The following is a 19313-nucleotide window of genomic DNA, read 5'->3' as shown; positions in this document are numbered from 1 at the left end:
CCGCATGGGTGAGACCGTGCTCGACTACGAGGCAGAGGCAGCGCACTACGACCGGACCCGGGGCGGAGTGCCCCGGGCCGAGGCGGCGGCCCGGGCCGTCCTGTCCCTGGTGCCGCCCGGCGCCCGCACCCTGCTCGACCTGGCCTGCGGCACCGGCCTCGTCACCGAACGGCTCGCCAGGCCGGGCCTGAGCGTGTACGGGGCAGACGCCGCCCACGCGATGCTGCGGGCGGCCGCCGGACGCGTCCCCGGCCGGACCGTGCGCGCCGACGCCCGGCGGCTCCCGCTGGCCGACGCCTGCGTGGACGCGGTCTCCGCCGTCTGGCTGCTGCACCTCGTCCCCTTCGCGCCGGACATCGTCGCCGAGGCGGCCCGGGTGCTCCGGCCCGGCGGCGTCCTCGTCGCCACCGTCGACAAGGACGCCGCCCACGACGTCGGCAGCGACATCGACGACGTCCTCCGCCCCCTCCGCTCGGCCGCACCCGCCTCCGACCGCGCCGACCTGATCACCGGCCACGCCGCGGCCCACGGCCTCGACCCCGCGGCCGGCACCCGTTTCACCGGCCACGGACAGGGCGCTACCCCGCGCGCCACCGCGAGCAAGCTACGCGCCGGCTACTTCGCCTCCTGGTTCGACGGCGACGCGGCGACCACCGAGACCCTCGCCGCCGCCCTCACCGCCCTCCCCGACCAGGACCACCCCCGCCCCGACCCCCGCTACCGACTGGCGTCCTTCGTCAGGCGCGGCTGAGCCCCCACGCGTCGTCGGGCCGAGCCCTCGCGTGTGGGCGGGGCGAGCCCTCACCGTCGGCGCGGTCGAACTCCATCACCCAGTTCGTCACCCACTGCGCCCCGTCTCCGGGCTCGTCCGGCGCGAACGCCTGCTCCCAGCGGGCCGTGTCCGGACCGATCCCGGACCAGCGGAACCGCACCCGGACCGGACGTCCCGCGTAGCTGTCCGTCCCCTCGAAGACGCCCGTCCCGTCCTCGGTGAAGCGGCCCCTGACCGGTGGGAAGAGCGTTCCCGTACGGTTGTCGGACCAGTTCAGCGTCCACTCGCCGGTGTCCGGCTCGTACAGACGCAGCGTCAGCCCGCTGAACCCCTTCGACGGGAAGACGATCTCGTCGACGTGGGCGCGCCCGTCCCAGAACAGCCGGCCCGTCGTGTGCCCTTCGAACTCCTCCCAGCCGCTGTCCGGGTCGAGGAAGTCGGCGAGGCGCCGGTTGCGGACGGTCCAGGCCCCGTCGAGGAAGTCGAAGCCGCCGTGCGTCACGAGCCCGCCCCCGTGTCCGTCGTGCCGGAGGGGAACGCGTCCCCGAGGTAGGCGGCCAGGTCAGGGGTGCCCGGCGCGAGCACGTGCCGTATCCAGGCGTCCCGTTCGTGGCCGAGCGGTGCCAGCTCCCAGACGCAGCCGATCCAGGGGCGTTCGGTCGGGACGAAGTGCGCGGGGTCGGTGTCGGGGCAGTCGAGGGCGGGCTGGCCGGCGGCCGCGCCGCGGAAGTGGAGCACGTTGTCCCAGACCCAGCTGTACGTGTTGAGGTAGGCGCCGGTGTCGCCGCCGCGGTGCAGCACGACGAAGCCCGCGGCCGGAGTGCCGTCCGGCTCCGGCAGCAGCTCCGGCAGGAGGGCGTACGCGGCCCGCTCCACCTCGGGTTCGATGCCCGCGGGGTCGGAGGTGACGTGGTAGCGCTTGAGGTGCCGACCGGCGATCGCGACCGGCGGCAGCGTGAGGAGGGTCTTCTCTGCGAATGCCATGACTGGACCGTACGAACCCTTCACTGACACCTTGTGTCAGTGAAGTCCAGCCGTCTCCTCTCGATCCTCCTGCTGCTCCAGACCGGCGGCCGGATGACCGCCGGCCGGCTCGCCGAGGAGCTGGGCGTCTCCGTCCGCACCGTCTACCGGGACGTCGAGTCGCTGCACGCCGCCGGCGTCCCGCTGTACGGGGACGCGGGGCACCGCGGCGGCTACCGGCTCCTGCCCGGCCACCGCACCCGCCTCACCGGCCTCTTCGCCCCCGAGGCCGAGGCACTGGTGCTGGCCGGCATGCCCGGCGCCGCCGAAGGCCTGGGGCTCGGCCCGCACTTCGCCGACGCCCAGCTGAAACTGCGGGCGGCCCTCCCGGACGCCCTGCGCGAGCACGTCGACCGGCTGCGGGCCCGCTTCCACATCGACGCCCCCGGCTGGTACGACGAGGACGACGAGACCCCGTTCCTGCCCGAGGTCGCCGACGCCGTCCGCACCGGCCGCGTCCTGGAGGTCCGCTACCGCCGCTGGAAGGAACCGACCGACGTCGACCGGCGCCTGGAGCCGTACGGCCTCGTGCTCAAGGCCGGCCGCTGGTACCTCGTCGCCGGACCCGAACCCGGACCCCGTACCTACCGCGTCGACCAGATCCTCGCCCTCACCGTCACCGACGAGGAGGCCGTGATCCCGGAGGGCTTCGACCTCGCCGCGCACTGGCGGGCCGGCCGGGCCGACTTCCACCGGCGGCTCCACCAGGGCGACGCCGTCGTACGGATCTCCCCGCGCGGCGCCGCCCGGCTCACCGGCGCCGCCGCCCGGGCACTCGCCGCCACCGGCACGGCGGAGCCGGACGGCTGGACCCGCGCCACCCTTCCCGTGGAATCGCCGCAGCACGCCCACGACACCTTCCTCGGACTCGGCGCGGAGGTGGAGGTCCTCGCCCCCGAGGACCTCCGCGACCGCATCGCCGCGACCGTGCGGACGCTGGCGGACCGGTACGCCTGAGCCCCCGGGCCCGTGCGCCCCAGGAGCCCGCGGCCGTACGCGTCAGGCACCCGGCCCGCCCCACGCCTCCGTCGCGAAGTCCGCGAAGGAACGCGGCTCGCGGCCCAGGATCCGCTTCACGCCGTCCGCCGCCGAGGAGTTGTGGCCGTCCAGGAGCGTCGCGAACAGGGCGGCGAGCCACTCCGCCTCGGGGGCGGGAAGCCCGAACCCGGCGAGCAGCCCGGCGTACTCGGCCTCGGACACCGGCTCGTAGACCACCGGGCGCCCCGAGGCGCGGGAGATCTCGGCGGCCACCTCGGCGAAGCCGACCGGCCGGGGGCCCGTCACCTCGTACACCCGCCCGGCGTGACCATCAGCCGTGAGGGTCTCGACGACGACGTCCGCGAGGTCGTCCGCGTCGACGAACGGCTCGGCCGTGTCACCGGCCGGGAAGACGACCGCGCCTTCGGCGACCCCCTCCGCGAGCAGCCCCTCCGAGAAGTTCTGCGCGAAGAACGAGGCCCGCACGACGGTCAGTTCGACCCCGGACGCCGAGGCCCGCAGGGACTCCTCCGCCAGGACCGCCGCCGGCTCCCCGCGCCCGGACAGGAGCGTGATCCGCCGTACGCCGTTCTCCGCGGCCAGCCGGCCGAAGGCCTCCATCGCCTCCACCGCGCCCGGTGCGGCCAGGTCGGGGTAGTAGGCCACGTACGCGGTGTCGGCGCCCCGCAGGGCCGGGGCCCAGGTGTCCGGGGCCTCCCAGTCGAAGGGGGTGGCGCCGGTGCGGGACCCGGCGCGGACCGTGGCGCCGCGCGCCGCGAGCCGTTCGGCCACGCGCCGCCCGGTCTTGCCGGTGGCGCTGGTCACCAGGACCGTCGAGGTGCGGGCGGTCGATGCGGGCTGCGTGTTCTGCGTGTTCTGCGTGTTCTGCGTGTTCGTCGTCATGTCTCAAGACTCCCGGCCGGGGGCCGCCCCGCCCATGCTGCGCCGTCTCACGGACCTACGCCTCCGTCTCACCCGCACGCACCCCCTCGAACCCGTCCCGCCCTTTCCGCCGGGCCCGGCGCGAAGGGCCGGACACGCCCTACCCTTGCCCACCATGGACGCACTCGCCGGACTCCTCGACGGGCCACGCGCCAAGGGCGCCTTCCTGCTGCGCATGATCATGGAGCCGCCGTGGTCGGTACGGATCGAGGACGAGGCACCGATCTGCCTCATGTGCGTCACCGCCGGAGAGGCGTGGATCGTCCCCGACACCGGCGAACCCGTCCTCCTGCGCCCCGGCGACATCGCCATCGCCCGCGGCCCGGAGCCGTACACCGTCGCCGACACCCCCGACGCGCCGCCCCGCGCCCGGATCGGGCCCGACGGCACCTGCACCACCCTCAGCGGCGAGCCCCTCGCCCAGTCCATGCGGCTCGGCGTCCGCACGTGGGGCAACGCCCCGGACGGCGGCACCACGGTCCTGGTCGGCACGTACCTGATGGACGGCGAGGTCGGCCGGCGGCTCCTGGACGCCCTGCCGGGGCTGGTGCACCTGCCGGCCGAGGTGTGGAACTGCCCCCTCATGCCCTTCCTCGACGAGGAGATCTCCCGCGACGAGCCCGGCCAGTCCGTCGTCCTCGACCGGGTCCTCGACCTGCTGCTCATCGCCGCCGTCCGTGCCTGGTTCGCCCGGCCCGGGGCCGAGGCACCCGCCTGGTACCGCGCCATGGGCGACCCCGTCGTCGGCCGGGCGCTCCGGCTGCTCCAGAACGACCCCGCCCACCCGTGGACCGTCGCCTCGCTCGCCGCGAAGGCGGGCGTGTCCCGGGCCGCGCTCGCCCGCCGCTTCACGGCCCTCGTCGGCGAGCCCCCGATGGCGTACCTCACCGGCTGGCGGATCGCACTCGCCGCCGACCTGCTGCGCGAGCCGGACGCCACCGTCGAAGCCGTCGCCCGACGGGTCGGCTACAGCGGCGCGTTCGCCCTGAGTGCCGCCTTCAAACGGGTGCGGGGGGTCAGCCCGCAGGAGCACCGGGCCGCCCGGGAGTGACGTGGGCGGTCGCGCGGCGCGGCCGGTCCGCTTTGCCGAACCGGCAACATTTCTCGCACCGACGGCCACCCCGGCGCACCCTGGACGCATGAGCCAGCATCGCGGATCCCACCAGGGTCACTCGCACGGCGAGGGCCACGGCACCCAGCACACCGACGCGCACACCGACGCCGCCGACCGGCACGCCGCCGGGCACACCGACGGCCACCAGCACGGCCACGGCGGTCATCACCACGACGGCGCCCACCTGGACTGGTCCGAGCTGGCCCCGCTCCTGGAGCGTCAGGCCGAGGTCGCGAGCCAGGCCTACACGGACGCCGCCGCATGGCTCGGCACGCTCGCCCCGGTGCCCGGTGTCCGCCGGATCCTCGACATCGGCAGCGGGCCGGGCGTCATCACGAGCCTGCTCGCCGAGGCGTTCCCGGCCGCCGAGACGGTCGCCGTCGACGGCAGCCCGGAGCTCCTCGCCCTGGCGACGGCACGCGCCGGAGCCCGCGGACTCGGCGCCCGCGTCTCCACCCTCCACGCCGAACTCCCCGAGGAAGTCGCCTCCTTGGGGCGTGCCGACGTCATCTGGGCGGGCAACTCCATGCACCACATGGGCGACCAGGGCGCCGCGCTCGCGGCCTTCGCCGAACTGCTCAACCCCGGCGGCCTGATGGCACTCGTCGAGGGCGGACTGCCCACCCGGCACCTGCCCTGGCACATCGGGATCGGCCGGCCGGGCCTGGAGGCCCGGCTCGATGCCCTCCACGCGGACTGGTTCGGCGAGATGCGCGCCGACACCCCCGGCGCCAAGGACGAGCCGGACGACTGGCGGGCCCTCCTCGCCGGTGCCGGACTCACCCCGTCCGGGACCCGCACCTTCCTCACGGACGTGCCCGCCCCGGTGTCCCCGGTCGTACGGGAGCTGGCCGTCGCCCACTACACGCGCCTGCGGGAGGGCGTCGGCGCCCGCCTCGACGCGGAAGACAAGGCGACGCTCGACCGGCTCCTCGACCCGGCGGACGAGCTGTCCCTGCACCACCGCCCCGACCTGTTCCACCTCACGGCCCGCACGGTCCACACCGCCCGCAAGGGCTGACCGCCCCGGCGCGCCGCGTCAGGACACCGGCTCCAGCCGCCACCACTGGAACGGGGAGTCGGTGTCCTCCCACTGCCGCACGTCGCCGCCGTCCTCCTTCGACTCGTCGGCGACCTCGAGGAACAGCCCGCTGATGAAGCTCACCAGGGCCACCGTCCCCGGCGACTCCAGGTCCTGCTCGATGATCCACTCCTGCGCGCCGAAGTTGTTCGCCTTCCACTGCTGGATGTTCGCGCCGTTCTCCGTGGACGCGTTCGCCACGTCGAGACGCTTCCCGCTCGCCGCGTTGACCAGGTGGTGCAGGCCGCCGCCGTTCGGCACGGGAGCGATGTGCCAGTGCTGCCCGGCGGTGCCGTTCCCGATGCCCTGCTGCACGTTGGCACCGCTGCGGCTCGACCCCTGGTACACCTCCAGGAGCAGCCCGCTGGCCACGTTCCGCACCCGGTAGAGGCCCTCCTCGACAGGACCCGGAGAACCACTCACCGTACAGACTCCTTCGATTCGCCTGGCTGTCGGACGCGCGGCGCGCGGGCCGCGGGGGCCGCCCCGCCGGGCCGTCACCGACTCTACGTCGCGGGTACGACAACGGGCCGGGCCCGACACCATGGGGGCCGGTGACCGATCCCGATCCCCGTTCCCTGATCGACGACCCCCGGGAGGTGTTCCTGCACCCGGTGACCGGCGCTGTCGGCATGCGGCAGCCGGACGGCAGCCACGGCCCCGGCGGCGACGCCGCCTTCCCGCTCGTCCGCGACCTGGACTCCTTCGTCCGGTTCCTGGAGGGCGTCCGCCGGTACATGGGCGCGTGCTGGGATCCGTACGAAGGGGAGGACGGGGAGAAGGCGTTCCTCCGTGCCATGGCGGAGACGGACGCCGGGGCGCCGGCCGAGGGCGCGCCCGGCGCGGAGGTGTGGGAGCACCTCTTCGCCTCGATCACCGAGTCGGGCGTCGACGGGTACTGAGCCCGCGTCACCGGGCCCGCCGTCGAGGGGTACTGAGCCCGCGTCACCGGGCCCGCCGTCGACGGACGCCGGGCCCGGCACCCGCGGTCACCGGGCCCGGCGTCCGTACCCGAGGCGCCGCCGCACCGCCGAGGCGGCGCGGTGCGGCAGGCTCCTCCGTGTCCTTCAGGCGCCGACGTTGAACTCCGCCGGGTCCGGGCCGAGACGGCGGCTCTCGTCGAGCGCGGCGATCGCGGCCAGGTCCTCGGCGTCCAGCTCGAAGCCGAAGACGTCGATGTTCTCCCGGATGCGCGAGGGGGTGACCGACTTCGGGATCACGACGTTGCCGAGCTGGAGGTGCCAGCGCAGCACCACCTGGGCCGGCGTCCGGTCGTGCTTGCGGGCGATCGCGACGATCGCCGGGACCTCCAGGAGGCCCCGGCCCTGACCGAGCGGCGACCAGGCCTCGGTCGCGATGCCGAGGCGGGCGTGCGCCTCGCGGGACGCCTGCTGCGGGAGCTGCGGGTGGAGCTCGATCTGGTTGACGGCGGGCACGACCGAGGTCTCGCCGGTCAGCCGCTCCAGGTGCTCGGGCAGGAAGTTCGAGACGCCGATCGCCTTGGCGCGGCCGTCCGCGTAGATCTTCTCGAAGGCGCGGTACGTGTCCACGTACGCGTCCTTCGCCGGCACCGGCCAGTGGATCAGGTACAGGTCGACGTAGTCGAGGCCGAGCTTGTCGAGCGAGGCGTCGAAGGCCTTCAGCGTCGAGTCGTAGCCCTGCTCGCTGTTCCACAGCTTGGTGGTGACGAACAGTTCCTCGCGGGCGATCCCGGAGGCGGCGACGGCCTGGCCGGTGCCCACCTCGTTCTGGTAGATCGCGGCGGTGTCGATCGAGCGGTAGCCGGCCTCCAGGGCGGTCGCCACGGCCGTCGTCGCCTCGGCGTCCGGCACCTGCCAGACGCCGAAGCCCAGCTGCGGCATCCGGACGCCGTTGTTGAGGGTGACCGAGGGAACGTTGCTGTCCGTGCTCACGTCGGATGGATCCTTACGTCGTCGTCACTGGCTGTACGGAGGTACTCCCAGCGTCAACGATCACGGACCGTTCTGCATTCCTGCCGCCGGTCAGCCGTACAGCGCCTCGACCTCCGCCGCGTAGGCCCGCTCGATCGCCTTCCGCTTCAGCTTCAGCGACGGGGTGAGCAGCCCGTGCTCCTCGCTGAAGGGATGGGCCAGGATCCGGAAGGTGCGGATCGACTCGGCCTGCGAGACCAGCGTGTTCGCCGCCACCACGCCCCGCCGGATCTCCGTCTCCAGGGCCGGGTCGCGCACCAGCTCGGCCGGAGCGAGCGGCGCCCGCCCCTGCATCGCGAGCCAGTGCTCGACGGCCTCCTGGTCGACGGTCACCAGGGCGGCGACGTACGGCCGGTCGTTGCCGACGACGATGCACTGGGCGATCAGCGGATGCGACCGCACCCGCTCCTCGAGGCCCGTGGGCGCGACGCTCTTGCCGCCCGACGTCACCAGGATCTCCTTCTTCCGCCCGGTGATCGTCAGGTAGCCGTCGTCGTCGAGGGAGCCGAGGTCGCCGGTGGCCAGCCAGCCGTCGTTGAGGACGGCGGCGGTCGCCTCCGGGTCGTTCAGGTAGCCCGAGAAGACCTGGCCGCCGTGCAGCCACACCTCGCCGTCCTCCGCGATGTGCACCGTCGTGCCCGGGACCGGCTGCCCGACCGTGCCGTACCTGGCCCGCTCGGGCGGATTCGCCGTGGCGGCCGCCGACGACTCGGTCAGCCCGTACCCCTCGAAGACCGTGATCCCCGCGCCGGCGAAGAACAGGCCCTGCCGGCGGTCCATCGCCGACCCGCCCGACATCGCGTACCGGAGCCGTCCGCCCAGGGCGGCGCGAACCTTCCCGTACACCGTCTTCTCGAAGAACTGGTGCTGCACCCGCAGCGCCGCGGACGGCCCGGGGCCGGTCCCGAACGCCTTGTGCTCCAGGGCCTCCGCGTACCCGACCGCCACCTCCACGGCCTTGTCGAACGGGCCGGCCCTCCCCTCGCTCTCCGCCTTGCGCCGGGCCGCGTGGAAGACCTTCTCGAAGACGTACGGGACGGCCAGCACGAAACTCGGCCGGAACGCCGCCAGGTCCGGCAGCAGTTCCGCGGCCGCCATCACCGGCTGGTGCCCCAGCTTCACCCCGCCCCTGACCGCCGCGACCTCCACCATCCGCCCGAAGACGTGCGCGAGCGGCAGGAACAGCAGCGTCGACGCCTGATCCCCGGCCCGGGAGCGGAACACCGGCTCCCAGCGGCCCAGCAGCATGTCCGTCTCGAACATGAGGTTGGAGTGGGTGATCACACAGCCCTTCGGGCGGCCGGTCGTCCCCGACGTGTAGATGACCGTCGCCACCGTCTCGGGGGTCACCGCCCGCCGGTGCCGGTGCACGACCTCCTCGTCGATGTCCGCGCCCGCCGCCGTCAGCTCCGCCACCGCGCCCGCGTCCAGCTGCCACAGTCGCTGGAGCCGGGGCAGCCGGTCGATCACCGAACCGATCGTCATCGCGTGGTCCTCGTGCTCCACCACGCACGCCGTGACCTCGGAGTCGTACAGCATCCAGAAGACCTGCTCGGCGGAGGAGGTCGGATAGACCGGCACGGGCTGCGCGCCCACGGCCCACAGCGCGAAGTCGAACAGCGTCCACTCGTAGCGGGTGCGGGCCATGATCGCGACCCGGTCGCCGAACCGGACCCCCTCCGCGAGCAGCCCCTTCGCGAGGCCGAGGACCTCGTCACGGAACCGCGCGGCGGTCACGTCCCGCCACTCCCCGCCCGGCCCCGGGCCCCTCCTGCCCAGCACGATCCGGTCGGGCTCCGCCACGGCGCGGTCGAACAGGGCGTCCGCCAGGCCGCCGACCTGAGGCGCCGCCTCGACGGGCGGCACGGTGAACTCGCGCACTGACCTGCTCCTCGACGGCTCGATGGCTGGAAAGCCCCTTGTCGCACTCCGTACGGCGCGGGTGACGGTACCCCACCCGCCTGCCCGGCGGGAGGGCCTTCACCAAGCCGGGACATTCCGCGTTCCCACAGGTCAGGCCAGGTGAGGCGGTCAAGTCGCGGGCGCCCCGAGGCGGTTACCGACCGGACGGTACGTCCGTCGGGCCCGAATCTCCACGGAATCTGTACCGACCGCTCACGCCCCGAACCCCCAGGGGTCGCCGCGCCGCCCCCACGGCCCGCACGCCCCGACCGCCGACCGGTCGCCGCGCCGTCCCGTACGGCCTCCGCGCCCGACCGCCGCGGGGCCGCCGCGGGGCCGCCGCGGGGTCCCGTTGAGGGCCCGTCAGCGCGGCCGGTGCAGGCGGTCGCCGCCCGCGAGGATCGCCTCCGCCAGCGCGTCGGCCGCCTCCTGTACGGCCCCGCCCCGGCGGCCCGCCCGCAGCACGAAGCCCACCTCGCCGAGCTCCGGCAGCCCGGCGCGGGCCGGCACGGGCACGAGACCCGGTGGCACCAGGCCCCGCGTGTGGGCCATCACCCCGAGGCCGGCCCGGGCGGCCGCGACGTTCGCGCTGAGGCTGGAACTCGTACACGCGATCCGCCAGGCCCTGCCCTGTGCCTCCAGGGCCTCCAGGGCCCGCGCCCGGGTGATGCCCGGCGGCGGGTACAGGATGAGCGGCACCGGCCGGTCCGGGTCGAGCCGCAGGTCCGGCGCCCCGATCCAGATCAGCGAGTCCTCCCAGACGAGCCGGCCCCCGCTCTCCGCTCCGCGCCGCTTGGCGAGGATCAGATCGAGCCGACCGGCCGCCAGCCGGGCCTGGAGCGTGCCGGACAGCTCGACCGTCAGCTCCAGGTCGACCTCCGGATGCTCGCGCCGGAACGACTCCAGGATCTCCGGCAGCCGGGTCGTCACGAAGTCCTCCGACGCACCGAACCGCAGCCGCCCCCGCAGCCGTGTCCCGCCGAAGAACGCCGCCGCCCGCTCGTGCGCCTGGAGGATCGTGCGGGCGAACCCGAGCATCGCCTCGCCGTCCTCCGTCAGCTCCACCCGGTGCGTGTCCCGGGTGAACAGCGGCCGGCCCGTCGCCTCCTCCAGGCGCCGCACGTGCTGGCTGACGGTCGACTGGCGCAGCCCGAGCCGGTCGGCCGCCCGCGTGAAACTCAGCGTCTGGGCCACGGCGAGGAAGGTGCGCAGCTGCGTGGGCTCGTACACGCCACGACGTTATCGCGAACCGCGATGACAGTCAGAGCGCTGTACGGGATTCCCGATCACCGGGCGCTGGAGCAGGATGGACCCGCGCGACCGCTCACCGGTACAGCGCGCCCGTACCAGCGCGGCACCACGCGCGCCCCCGCAGTGCAGAGCAGTGGAGCCATGACCCGCGACACCCCACGCCGTGCCCTTCGCCCCCCGTCCCGGCTTCCCGTCGACGCGTACGTCCTGGCGCTGCTCGGCACGGTCGTCCTCGCCGCGCTCCTGCCCGCCTCGGGGACGGCCGCGAACGTCGCCGAAGGCGCCTCGACCGGGGCCGTCGCCCTCCTCTTCTTCCTCTACGGCGCCCGGCTCTCCACCCGCGAGGCCCTCGACGGCCTCAAGCACTGGCGGCTCCACCTCACCGTCCTCGGCTGCACCTTCCTGCTCTTCCCCCTCCTCGGACTCGCCGCGCGAGGCCTGGTGCCCACGCTGCTCACCCCCCAGCTCTACGGCGGACTCCTCTTCCTCTGCCTGGTGCCGTCCACCATCCAGTCCTCCATCGCCTTCACCTCGATCGCCCGGGGCAACGTGCCCGCCGCGATCTGCGCCGGCTCGTTCTCCTCGCTCGCCGGCATCGTCCTCACCCCGCTCCTCGCGGCGCTGCTCCTCGGCGGCAGCGCGGGCGGACTCTCCGCCGACGGCCTCCTGAAGATCGTCTTCCAGCTGCTCGTGCCGTTCCTCGCAGGCCAGTTCCTGCGCCGCTGGGTCGGGGGGTTCCTCGTCCGCCACAAGAAGGTCCTCGGGTACGTCGACCGGGGCTCGATCCTGCTCGTCGTCTACACCGCTTTCAGCCAGGGCATGGTCGCCGGCGTCTGGCACCTGGTCACCCCGGCCCGGCTCGGCCTGCTGCTCGCCGTCGAAGCCGTCCTGCTCGCGGTGATGCTGGCCCTGACCTGGTACGGAGCCGGCCGCCTCGGCTTCGACCGGGCCGACCGGATCGCCATCCAGTTCGCCGGCTCGAAGAAGAGCCTGGCCGCCGGACTGCCGATGGCGAGCGTCCTGTTCGGCCCCCAGGCAGCCCTCGCCGTGCTCCCGCTGATGCTCTTCCACCAGATGCAGCTGATGGTCTGCGCGGTCATCGCCAAGCGCCGCTCACGCGACACGGAGACCGGCGGTACGGAGACCGGCGACACGGAGACCGGCGGCACGCAGGCCCCCGCCGCCGGGACCGCCGCGCCGGAACCCGGCACGGTCGCCGGGGCCGCCGCCGGAGAACCAGGGGCCGCCGCCCCGAGACCCGCACGCGCCCCGGGGGCCGCGGCCGGCACGTGACCCCGCGCGCCCCCGGGAACGCGGCAGGCGAGTGACCCCGTGCGCCCCCTCCGGCGGCCGGATCACACCCCCGGCCGCCCCGGGATGATCATCCGGGCCGCTACGGTGCTCCCATGCCCGCACTCGATCCCGGCCGCACCGCGCTCGTCCTCGTCGACCTGATGGAACGCATCGTCGCGCTGCCCCTCGCCCCCCGCCCCGGCACCGACGTGCTCGCCGCGTCCGCCCGGCTCGCCGACACCTTCCGGGACGCCGGCGCGCCCGTCGTCCACATCCGCGTCGAGCGGCCGAACGTCGACCGGCAGCCGCCCGGCAGCGAGCTCGTCCCCGACCTGGTCGGGGAGGGCGAGCCCGTCGTCGTCAAGCGGAGCATCGGAGGCTTCCAGGACACCGGACTCCACGAGCTGCTCGCGGGCTTCGGCGCCACCACCCTGGTCTTCGGCGGCATCGCCACCAACCTGGGCGTCGAGTCCACCGCCCGCGCCGCCGCCGACCTCGGCTACGACCTCGTCTTCGCGGAGGACGCCATGTCGGCCCTCACCGCCGACGAGCACCGCGCCTCCGTCGACCTCGACTTCCCCCGCCTCGGCACGGTCGCGCCGGTCGCCGCGATCACCCTGGACGGACCGCGATGACGCCCGTCCCGATACGTTACGGGGCCCGCCCCTGCTCGCTCGTCGTCTGTCGCGGCTGCTGCTGCGGCGACGACCGCAAGAACCCCGGCACCGACCACGCGGGCCAGCTCGCCCGCCTCCGCGAGGCGGCCGCGGCCTCCGGGGGCCGCCTCGTCGTCCGTACCAGCGACTGCCTCGGCCCCTGCGCCCAGGCGAACATCGTCGTCGTCCAGCCCTCCACCGAGGGCCGGCGACGCGGCGGACGGGCCGCCTGGGTCGGCTTCACCCTGGACGAGGACTGCCTAGACGACATCCTCGCGTGGACGGCGGCCGGCGGCCCCGGTCTCGCCCCGCCCCCGGCCACCCTCGCCCTCCAGCTGATCGACCCCCCGAAGAACTGACCCCGGCCCACCGCCGCCGGGTCAGACGGCGATCCGGTGCTCGCCCGCGTACACGTTCATGTCCGGTCCTCGCAGGAAGCCCACCAGGGTCAGGCCCGTCTCGGCGGCCAGGTCCACGGCGAGCGAGGACGGGGCGGACACGGCGGCGAGCACCGGGATGCCGGCCATCACGGCCTTCTGCGCCAGCTCGAACGAGGCCCGCCCCGACACGAGGAGCACCGCCCGCTCCAGCGGCAGCAGCCCCTCCCGCAGGGCCCGCCCGACGAGCTTGTCCACGGCGTTGTGCCGGCCCACGTCCTCCCGTACGTCGAGCAGTTCGCCGTCCTCGGCGAAGAGGGCCGCCGCGTGCAGGCCGCCGGTCGTGTCGAAGACCCGCTGCGCCGCCCGCAGCCGTTCGGGCAGCGCGGACAGCAGCGCCGGCGTGAGCCGTACCGGGGGAGTGTCGGCGATCGGGAAGCGCGCCGTGGTGCGGACGGCGTCCAGGCTGGCCTTCCCGCACAGGCCGCACGACGAGGTCGTGTAGACGTTCCGCTCCAGGCTGATGTCCGGGACCGCGACACCGGGCGCCAGCTGGACGTCCACCACGTTGTAGGTGTTGCCGCCGTCGTCCGTGGCGCCCGCGCAGTACACGATGTTGCGCACGTCCGAAGCGGCCGCGAGGACCCCCTCGCTCACCAGGAAACCGGCGGCCAGCGCGAAGTCGTCACCCGGGGTGCGCATGGTGATCGCGATCGGGCGTCCGTTCAGCCGGATCTCCAGCGGCTCCTCCGCCACCAGGGTGTCGGGCCGTGCGTTGACCGCACCGCCGCGGATCCGCAGGACGCGCCGTCGCTCGGTGACCCGACCCATCGTGACCGTTCTCGTTTCTCTGTGCGGGAGGCCGGGAGCCCCCGGCGGGCCCATTCTCCTCCACGGGTCCCGGCGCGACATCCGGGTCCTGGGCGGTACGGGACCCCGGCCCACCAGGGCCCTTGTCACGGTCGGCCAAGCGGTACGGGTGAATCTTGGTGGTTTACGTCACCTGTTACCGATCAGTCGCTGGCAAGACTGGGGGGTCCTGCCGGACGAACGAACCACCTAGGGGGTCCCGAGTATGACGGGCACTCGCATCGCCGCGCTCGGGCACTACCAGCCCGCCAAGGTGCTGACCAACCACGACCTCGCCGGGATCGTCGACACCGACGACGCGTGGATCACCAGCCGGGTCGGCATCCGCACCCGTCACGTCGCCGGGCCCGACGAGCCGGTCGACGAGCTCGCCGCGCACGCCGCGGGCAAGGCCCTGGCCACGGCCGGCCTCACCCCTGACGACATCGACCTGGTCCTCGTCGCGACCTCCACCGCGATCGACCGCTCGCCGAACACGGCCGCCCGCGTCGCGGCCCGCCTCGGCATGACGTCGCCCGCCACCATGGACCTCAACGTGGTCTGCGCCGGCTTCACCCACGCCCTGGCCACCGCCGACCACGCCGTACGGGCCGGCGGCGCCCGCCGGGTCCTGGTGATCGGCGCCGACAAGATGACCGCCGTGACCGACTGGACGGACCGCACCACCTGCGTCCTCGTCGGCGACGGCGCGGGCGCCGCGATCGTCGAGGCCGTCGAGGACGCGGGCGACGAGCCCGGCATCGGTCCGGTCCTGTGGGGCTCGGTCCCGGAGATGGGCCACGCCGTCCGGATCGAGGGCACCCCGCCCGTCTTCGCCCAGGAGGGACAGGCCGTCTACCGCTGGGCCACCCAGCAGCTCCCCGCGCTGGCCCGCAAGGCCTGCGAGCGCTCCGGCATCGAGCCGGAGGACCTCGCCGGCGTCGTCCTGCACCAGGCCAACCTGCGGATCATCGAGCCGCTCGCCGCGAAGATCGGCGCCGTCAACGCGATCGTCGCCCGTGACGTCGTCGACTCCGGCAACACCTCGGCCGCCTCCATCCCGCTGGCCCTCGCCAAACTGGTCGAACGCGGCGAGCTCCCCTCCGGCGCCCCCGTCCTGCTCTTCGGCTTCGGCGGCAACCTCTCGTACGCGGGCCAGGTGGTCCGCGTCCCGTAGGAGACGTCCGTGAACCGTGCCCTCCACCCGGAGGACCCGGCGCGTCGGGCGTGCCCCCGTTCGGCGGAGCCCGGTGGCGGCGTGCCGGGGGCGGACCTAGCTTCGATCGCGGTGAGGGTCGTTTCGCAGCGGCCACGGAATCGCTCCGTGTCCGACCCCTCCCGTGAACCGGAGGACCGTCCATGCGCGCGATACGTGCCGCTTCCGCCGTCCTGCTCAGCGCCGTCGCCGCGGTGACGGTCGCCCCGAGCGCGCTGGCGGACGATGTCGACCGGAACATCACGTCGTTCGGCTTCTCCGTCACCCCGGCGACGGTCGCCCCCGGCGGCACCGTCACCCTCACCTCCGACGGCTGCGAAGTGCCGTCCGTGACCGTCACCTCCGGCGTGTTCGACACCGTGACCCTCACCGAGGGCCGCTCGGGCAGCGCGACCGTGGACGTCGACGCCAAGGCCGGCACCGAGTACGAGATCACCTTCGACTGCAAGGGCGAGCGCGGCACCACCAAGCTGACCATCGCCCAGGGCGAACCGCGCCCGGAGCCGGACGCCCACGACCAGGGCCTGCCTCCCGGAGCGCACAAGGGCGTGAAGGCCGGCTTCGGCACGGCCGCCGCCTCCGGCGCCGACGACGGCGGCCTCGTGACCACCGAGGTGGTCACGGGCGTCCTGCTCATCGCCGGCGCGCTCGGCGCCGCCGTCGTGCTGACCCGGCGCCGCGCCACCGGCGGCCGCGCCTGACGGCCGGGACCAGGGGGGCCTGAGAACGGCCCCTCCTTCCCGGTGTGACGAGGTCCGGGACGGAGGGGCGCCAGCAGAGGGCGGGATCGCTGCCGAGGAGGGCGGACGTGGGGCGGTCGGGCGGTACGGGAGGGCCGGACGGCGCCGTCCGGTCGCGGGCCGAGCGGGAGGCGGACACCGAGCGGGCGGACCGTCACGCGCGGCGCGGCGCCTGGGGCGTCGTCGCCGTCGTCCTCCTCGTCGGCGTGCACCTCGTGCGCGGCGGTACGGGCGCACTCGACGCCGACGGCCCGCCGCAGCCCCTGGCCGTGGCCGCCCCCGACGGCACCCGCGCCGACGCCTCCGCGTTCGGCCCCGCCTCCGTACCCGATCCGCTGCCGTCCTCGACCCCGCTCCGGGTCCGCGTCCCCGCCGTCCGTATCGACGCGCCCGTCACGGACGTCGGGCTCGACGCCGACGGCTGGATCGAGGCCCCGCCACCCGAGGACGACCGGGTCGCGGGCTGGTTCACCGGCGCGGTCACCCCCGGCGAGCGGGGCACCGCCGTCGTCGTCGGCCACGTCGACACCCCGAACGGCCGCGCCGTCTTCTACGACCTGGGCGCCCTCGCCAAGGGGGACCGCGTCGAGATCGCCCGCCGCGACGGTCGGACCGCCGTCTTCGCCGTGTACGGCGTCGAGGTCGTCCCCAAGGACGCCTTCCCCGCCGACCGCGTCTACGGCGACTCCGGGCGTCCCGAGCTGCGCCTGATCACCTGTGGCGGCGCGTTCACTGAGGACGACGGCTACGCCGGCAACGTGGTCGTCTCGGCCCGGCTGGTCGAGGTCCGCCGATCCGGGACCTGACGGACTCCCGCCGGGGTATTGGCCCGGACCGCACCGCGGTCGTCACTGTGGCCCCCACGGAGCCGGCGTCGGGGGGCGCCGGGCTCCCCTTTCCAGCGGTTTCTCCGCCTTGTGGGCTCACGATCGACGGTCGAACGCATGCATAACCGGACAAGGGCGGTCGAAATCCAGGCGACGGTGCCCCCGCACCCCACTGACCACGGAAAACGCTGGTGAACGGCACCTCAAACCCCTGGTAGAGTTACATCTGTCGCCGCGAGGGAAACCACAAAGCGACAGACACCTTGTCCGGGTGGCGGAATGGCAGACGCGCTAGCTTGAGGTGCTAGTGCCCTTTATCGGGCGTGGGGGTTCAAGTCCCCCCTCGGACACCACACGGAAGTGCCGGTCGATCTCGAATCGACCGGCACTTTTCGTATGCCCGGAAACGGCGCCCCGGGCCGGCCGCCCTGGGGCGGGGGCCCCGGGCGGGATCACCCGGCGGGATCACCCGGCGGGCTTGCGCGCCACCACCAGTCTGCAGACCGGGCTGCCGTCCTCTCGGCGGCCCAGGGACTCGACCGCGGTGAGGGAGACGTCGAAGCCCGCTTCCCGCAGCCGGTCGTGGACGTCGGTGAGGCGGAAGGTCCGGTAGTACATGACGAACGGGGGACGCCAGAGGGCGTTCCTGACGCGCATGGCCGCGTCGAACCCCCACAGGACCCAGTAGAGGCGTGAACCGACGGGCGGCGGGGCCGCAACGGGGAAGGCGAAGGCGCCGCCGGGGCGCAGGGAGGCGTGGACCTGGGTGAAGAGGGTGCACTGGGCGGCCGGGAGGAAGTGGCCGAAGGCGCCGAAGCTGACGGCGAGGTCGAAGACCGGGGCGAAGGGCAGTGCCAGGGCGTCGGCGCGGACGAGGTCGGCGGCCGGGTGGGCGGCCCGGGCCCGGGCCAGCATCCCCGTACTGAAGTCGACGCCCGTGACGCGGCCCGCGCAGACCGAGCGGAGCACGTCGAGTCCTGCGCCGGTGCCGCAGCAGACGTCGAGTCCCGAGTCGAACGGGCCGAGCGTCTCCAGGGTGCGGGTCACCCCGGCGAGGAGGCGGTCGGAGGTGCGGAACGGGGTCGCGTCGAACTTGTCCGCGAGCAGGTCGTAGCCGTGCTCGACGGAGGAGAGGGCCTGGACGGTCAGCTCGCGGAGGCTGGGGCCCTGCGGGGTGAACATGTCCCCGACCCTATGCCGCGGCGGCCCCGGAAGCGCCCTGATCCGGCCCGATCGGCGAGACCCGCCGCGGCGCGTCAGAGCGCGCTGCCCACCGGGGGTGCCGGCCACGCGGGGGCGATGCCCGTGAGCTGGCAGACCAGCAGGTAGAGGGGGATCGGCGGGGTGTAGGGGGAGGTGCCGTCGGGGTGGTGGATGAGGCGCGGCCCGCGGTCCGGGATCTCGGCGCCGGGGGCGTAGCAGGCCGGCAGCGGCCAGCAGAGGTCGAGGTCGGAGCGGGCGGGGACCAGCCACCACCACCAGTCGGAGTCGGCGTAGACGCAGCCCTTGGCGGGGAGCCGGGAGAGGATCTTGAAGCCGAAGCGGGCGGGGACGCCGACGGCGTCGCAGCCGAGGCCCGTGTGGAGGCCGACGGGGACGGCGAGGCGGGTGGAGCCGAGTTCGGCGGCGTCGAGGGCCGGGGACCCGGGGAACGTCGAGCCGATCTTCCTGGGCTGCGGTCCGCGGGGGTCGAAGGTGCCGCGCTGGCGCGGGGCGGCGGGGGGCTCGGGCGGTTTGCGGGCCGACCGGGGGGTCAGCAGGGTGGCCATCGACCTCAGCATGGTTCCCCCATGCCGTGGGCGAGCTCCGCCCAGACGATCTGTGCCGTGCCGTGGCCGGTGCGGTCGGCGCCCCAGGCGGTGCAGAGGGCGTCGACGATGAGGAGTCCGCGGCCGCGTTCCTCCTCACCGCAGTCGCGTATCCGCGGCCCCGCCGGGCCGCCCTCGTCGCGGACGGCTATGCGCAGGGTGTCCTCGCCCTCGCGGAGTTCGCAGATCACCCGGTCGCTGGCGGTGTGCACGACGGCGTTGGTGACGAGTTCGGAGACGACGAGGGCGACCGTGTCGCGTATGTCGGGGCCGCAGCCCCAGATGATGAGCCGCTCCTCGGCGAGCCGGCGGGCCCGTGCGACGGATCCGGTGAGGGCCGGGAGCTCGAAGGCGAAGCGGCGGACGGGATCGGTGTGCTGCGGTGGGCGCTGGGCCATGACCCGAGGGCTCATGAGACCTGAGGGCTGCGCGTTACCAGAAGCCACGACCGGTTCCTCACAACAGTGGGCAGGACTGCCGTACGGCGCTGTCGCCGTGGCCTGACGGCGCACGGCGGCAGCGTGTACTGGTT

22 protein-coding genes and 1 tRNA gene are annotated in these 19313 nt (G+C 74.3%); 12 read left to right on the top strand and 11 right to left on the bottom strand.

All coding sequences use genetic code 11. From position 1 onward, the window contains the following. The first annotated feature begins 4 nt into the window (after nucleotides 1–4). The gene (locus tag OO54_RS12475; RefSeq protein WP_245236720.1) at nucleotides 5–751 is read left to right on the top strand and encodes a class I SAM-dependent methyltransferase; all 747 of its coding nucleotides are present in this window, start codon (nucleotides 5–7) and stop codon (nucleotides 749–751) included. Here the strand turns inward: OO54_RS12475 and OO54_RS12470 are convergent. Both OO54_RS12470 and OO54_RS12465 read right to left on the bottom strand, forming a co-directional pair. Then, nucleotides 738–1274: a hypothetical protein gene (locus tag OO54_RS12470; protein WP_051786887.1), complete on the bottom strand. Its 537-nt coding sequence runs from the start codon at nucleotides 1272–1274 to the stop codon at nucleotides 738–740. The two genes, OO54_RS12475 and OO54_RS12470, sit on opposite strands and share 14 nt — an antisense overlap. Then, nucleotides 1271–1756: a hypothetical protein gene (locus tag OO54_RS12465; protein ID WP_033202920.1), complete on the bottom strand. Its 486-nt coding sequence runs from the start codon at nucleotides 1754–1756 to the stop codon at nucleotides 1271–1273. The genes OO54_RS12470 and OO54_RS12465 overlap by 4 nt, the downstream gene beginning before the upstream one ends. Nucleotides 1757–1795: 39 nt before the next feature. Between OO54_RS12465 and OO54_RS12460 the strand changes: the two genes are divergently transcribed. Beyond that, nucleotides 1796–2752 carry a helix-turn-helix transcriptional regulator gene (locus OO54_RS12460; RefSeq protein ID WP_033202919.1) on the top strand — a complete coding sequence of 319 codons (957 nt, stop codon included), beginning with the start codon at nucleotides 1796–1798 and terminating at the stop codon, nucleotides 2750–2752. A gap of 42 nt (nucleotides 2753–2794) precedes the next feature. Here OO54_RS12460 and OO54_RS12455 read toward each other — a convergent pair whose 3' ends face one another. After that, entirely contained in the window at nucleotides 2795–3676 is an 882-nt protein-coding gene (locus tag OO54_RS12455; RefSeq protein WP_033202918.1) for a Rossmann-fold NAD(P)-binding domain-containing protein, read from the bottom strand. Between the two features lie 154 nt (nucleotides 3677–3830). On the opposite strand from OO54_RS12455, the gene OO54_RS12450 reads away from it, so the two are divergent. Continuing rightward, nucleotides 3831–4766, top strand: a complete 936-nt coding sequence (locus OO54_RS12450) for an AraC family transcriptional regulator (RefSeq protein ID WP_017236748.1) — start codon at nucleotides 3831–3833, stop codon at nucleotides 4764–4766. A gap of 88 nt (nucleotides 4767–4854) precedes the next feature. Next, complete coding sequence (locus tag OO54_RS12445; RefSeq protein ID WP_033202917.1) at nucleotides 4855–5850, top strand: class I SAM-dependent methyltransferase; 996 nt, start codon at nucleotides 4855–4857, stop codon at nucleotides 5848–5850. An 18-nt stretch (nucleotides 5851–5868) separates the two neighbouring features. Here the strand turns inward: OO54_RS12445 and OO54_RS12440 are convergent, their stop codons facing one another. Next, nucleotides 5869–6333, bottom strand: coding sequence for an RICIN domain-containing protein (locus OO54_RS12440; RefSeq protein ID WP_033202916.1), 465 nt, complete (start codon nucleotides 6331–6333; stop codon nucleotides 5869–5871). Between the two features lie 131 nt (nucleotides 6334–6464). Between OO54_RS12440 and OO54_RS12435 the strand changes: the two genes are divergently transcribed. After that, on the top strand, nucleotides 6465–6812 hold the full coding sequence (locus OO54_RS12435) for a hypothetical protein (protein ID WP_033202915.1): 348 nt from the start codon (nucleotides 6465–6467) through the stop codon (nucleotides 6810–6812). Nucleotides 6813–6977: 165 nt separating this feature from the next. Here the strand turns inward: OO54_RS12435 and OO54_RS12430 are convergent, their stop codons facing one another. The 3 genes from OO54_RS12430 to OO54_RS12420 all read right to left on the bottom strand — a co-directional run bounded on the left by OO54_RS12430 (nucleotide 6978) and on the right by OO54_RS12420 (nucleotide 10994). Further along, a complete protein-coding gene (locus OO54_RS12430; RefSeq protein ID WP_051786896.1) occupies nucleotides 6978–7772 on the bottom strand; it encodes an aldo/keto reductase in 795 nt (264 codons plus the stop codon). A gap of 141 nt (nucleotides 7773–7913) precedes the next feature. After that, nucleotides 7914–9743 (bottom strand): AMP-dependent synthetase/ligase, encoded by a 1830-nt coding sequence (locus OO54_RS12425; protein ID WP_051786886.1) that lies wholly within the window; start codon nucleotides 9741–9743, stop codon nucleotides 7914–7916. Nucleotides 9744–10127: 384 nt separating this feature from the next. Next, a complete protein-coding gene (locus OO54_RS12420; protein WP_017236742.1) occupies nucleotides 10128–10994 on the bottom strand; it encodes a LysR substrate-binding domain-containing protein in 867 nt (288 codons plus the stop codon). A gap of 162 nt (nucleotides 10995–11156) precedes the next feature. Between OO54_RS12420 and OO54_RS12415 the strand changes: the two genes are divergently transcribed. The 3 genes from OO54_RS12415 (at nucleotide 11157) to OO54_RS12405 (ending at nucleotide 13323) form a co-directional block, all read left to right on the top strand. After that, entirely contained in the window at nucleotides 11157–12308 is a 1152-nt protein-coding gene (locus tag OO54_RS12415; protein ID WP_078905167.1) for a bile acid:sodium symporter family protein, read from the top strand. A 113-nt stretch (nucleotides 12309–12421) separates the two neighbouring features. Then, entirely contained in the window at nucleotides 12422–12943 is a 522-nt protein-coding gene (locus OO54_RS12410; RefSeq protein WP_017236740.1) for an isochorismatase family protein, read from the top strand. Next, complete coding sequence (locus tag OO54_RS12405) at nucleotides 12940–13323, top strand: hypothetical protein (RefSeq protein ID WP_033202913.1); 384 nt, start codon at nucleotides 12940–12942, stop codon at nucleotides 13321–13323. The genes OO54_RS12410 and OO54_RS12405 overlap by 4 nt, the downstream gene beginning before the upstream one ends. Before the next feature lie 21 nt (nucleotides 13324–13344). Here the strand turns inward: OO54_RS12405 and fdhD are convergent, their stop codons facing one another. After that, nucleotides 13345–14172: a formate dehydrogenase accessory sulfurtransferase FdhD gene (fdhD, locus tag OO54_RS12400; protein WP_017236738.1), complete on the bottom strand. Its 828-nt coding sequence runs from the start codon at nucleotides 14170–14172 to the stop codon at nucleotides 13345–13347. A gap of 244 nt (nucleotides 14173–14416) precedes the next feature. On the opposite strand from fdhD, the gene OO54_RS12395 reads away from it, so the two are divergent. From OO54_RS12395 to OO54_RS12380, 4 genes are all read left to right on the top strand, one after another. Beyond that, the gene (locus tag OO54_RS12395) at nucleotides 14417–15367 is read left to right on the top strand and encodes a beta-ketoacyl-ACP synthase III (protein WP_033202912.1); all 951 of its coding nucleotides are present in this window, start codon (nucleotides 14417–14419) and stop codon (nucleotides 15365–15367) included. A gap of 182 nt (nucleotides 15368–15549) precedes the next feature. Beyond that, entirely contained in the window at nucleotides 15550–16107 is a 558-nt protein-coding gene (locus OO54_RS12390) for a cupredoxin domain-containing protein (RefSeq protein WP_033202911.1), read from the top strand. A gap of 107 nt (nucleotides 16108–16214) precedes the next feature. After that, complete coding sequence (locus OO54_RS12385) at nucleotides 16215–16952, top strand: class F sortase (protein ID WP_033202910.1); 738 nt, start codon at nucleotides 16215–16217, stop codon at nucleotides 16950–16952. Between the two features lie 286 nt (nucleotides 16953–17238). Further along, a tRNA-Leu gene (locus tag OO54_RS12380) sits at nucleotides 17239–17326 on the top strand. A 112-nt stretch (nucleotides 17327–17438) separates the two neighbouring features. Here the strand turns inward: OO54_RS12380 and OO54_RS12375 are convergent. From OO54_RS12375 to OO54_RS12365, 3 genes are all read right to left on the bottom strand, one after another. Beyond that, complete coding sequence (locus tag OO54_RS12375; protein ID WP_033202909.1) at nucleotides 17439–18155, bottom strand: class I SAM-dependent methyltransferase; 717 nt, start codon at nucleotides 18153–18155, stop codon at nucleotides 17439–17441. Between the two features lie 74 nt (nucleotides 18156–18229). Further along, nucleotides 18230–18742, bottom strand: coding sequence for a hypothetical protein (locus tag OO54_RS12370; protein ID WP_033202908.1), 513 nt, complete (start codon nucleotides 18740–18742; stop codon nucleotides 18230–18232). A 5-nt stretch (nucleotides 18743–18747) separates the two neighbouring features. Further along, nucleotides 18748–19179, bottom strand: a complete 432-nt coding sequence (locus tag OO54_RS12365) for an ATP-binding protein (protein WP_033202907.1) — start codon at nucleotides 19177–19179, stop codon at nucleotides 18748–18750. Nucleotides 19180–19313 lie beyond the last annotated feature (134 nt).

The sequence above is a fragment of the Streptomyces wedmorensis genome (assembly GCF_000716445.1).
GTDB lineage: Bacteria > Actinomycetota > Actinomycetes > Streptomycetales > Streptomycetaceae > Streptomyces > Streptomyces wedmorensis.
Note: the sequence above shows the minus strand (reverse complement) of the source record. Positions and strands in the feature narration are given on the sequence as shown.

Bases quoted from the DNA above. Each gene is read 5' to 3' on its own strand.
- OO54_RS12410 (WP_017236740.1), top strand. From the start codon at position 12,422: ATGCCCGCACTCGATCCCGGCCGCACCGCGCTCGTCCTCGTCGACCTG.
- OO54_RS12450 (WP_017236748.1), top strand. From the start codon at position 3,831: ATGGACGCACTCGCCGGACTCCTCGACGGGCCACGCGCCAAGGGCGCC.
- OO54_RS12405 (WP_033202913.1), top strand. From the start codon at position 12,940: ATGACGCCCGTCCCGATACGTTACGGGGCCCGCCCCTGCTCGCTCGTC.
- OO54_RS12395 (WP_033202912.1), top strand. From the start codon at position 14,417: ATGACGGGCACTCGCATCGCCGCGCTCGGGCACTACCAGCCCGCCAAG.
- OO54_RS12370 (WP_033202908.1), bottom strand. From the start codon at position 18,742: ATGGCCACCCTGCTGACCCCCCGGTCGGCCCGCAAACCGCCCGAGCCC.
- OO54_RS12475 (WP_245236720.1), top strand. From the start codon at position 5: ATGGGTGAGACCGTGCTCGACTACGAGGCAGAGGCAGCGCACTACGAC.
- OO54_RS12455 (WP_033202918.1), bottom strand. From the start codon at position 3,676: ATGACGACGAACACGCAGAACACGCAGAACACGCAGAACACGCAGCCC.
- OO54_RS12445 (WP_033202917.1), top strand. From the start codon at position 4,855: ATGAGCCAGCATCGCGGATCCCACCAGGGTCACTCGCACGGCGAGGGC.
- OO54_RS12415 (WP_078905167.1), top strand. From the start codon at position 11,157: ATGACCCGCGACACCCCACGCCGTGCCCTTCGCCCCCCGTCCCGGCTT.
- OO54_RS12465 (WP_033202920.1), bottom strand. From the start codon at position 1,756: ATGGCATTCGCAGAGAAGACCCTCCTCACGCTGCCGCCGGTCGCGATC.
- OO54_RS12390 (WP_033202911.1), top strand. From the start codon at position 15,550: ATGCGCGCGATACGTGCCGCTTCCGCCGTCCTGCTCAGCGCCGTCGCC.
- OO54_RS12375 (WP_033202909.1), bottom strand. From the start codon at position 18,155: ATGTTCACCCCGCAGGGCCCCAGCCTCCGCGAGCTGACCGTCCAGGCC.
- OO54_RS12365 (WP_033202907.1), bottom strand. From the start codon at position 19,179: ATGGCCCAGCGCCCACCGCAGCACACCGATCCCGTCCGCCGCTTCGCC.
- OO54_RS12430 (WP_051786896.1), bottom strand. From the start codon at position 7,772: ATGCCGCAGCTGGGCTTCGGCGTCTGGCAGGTGCCGGACGCCGAGGCG.
- fdhD (WP_017236738.1), bottom strand. From the start codon at position 14,172: ATGGGTCGGGTCACCGAGCGACGGCGCGTCCTGCGGATCCGCGGCGGT.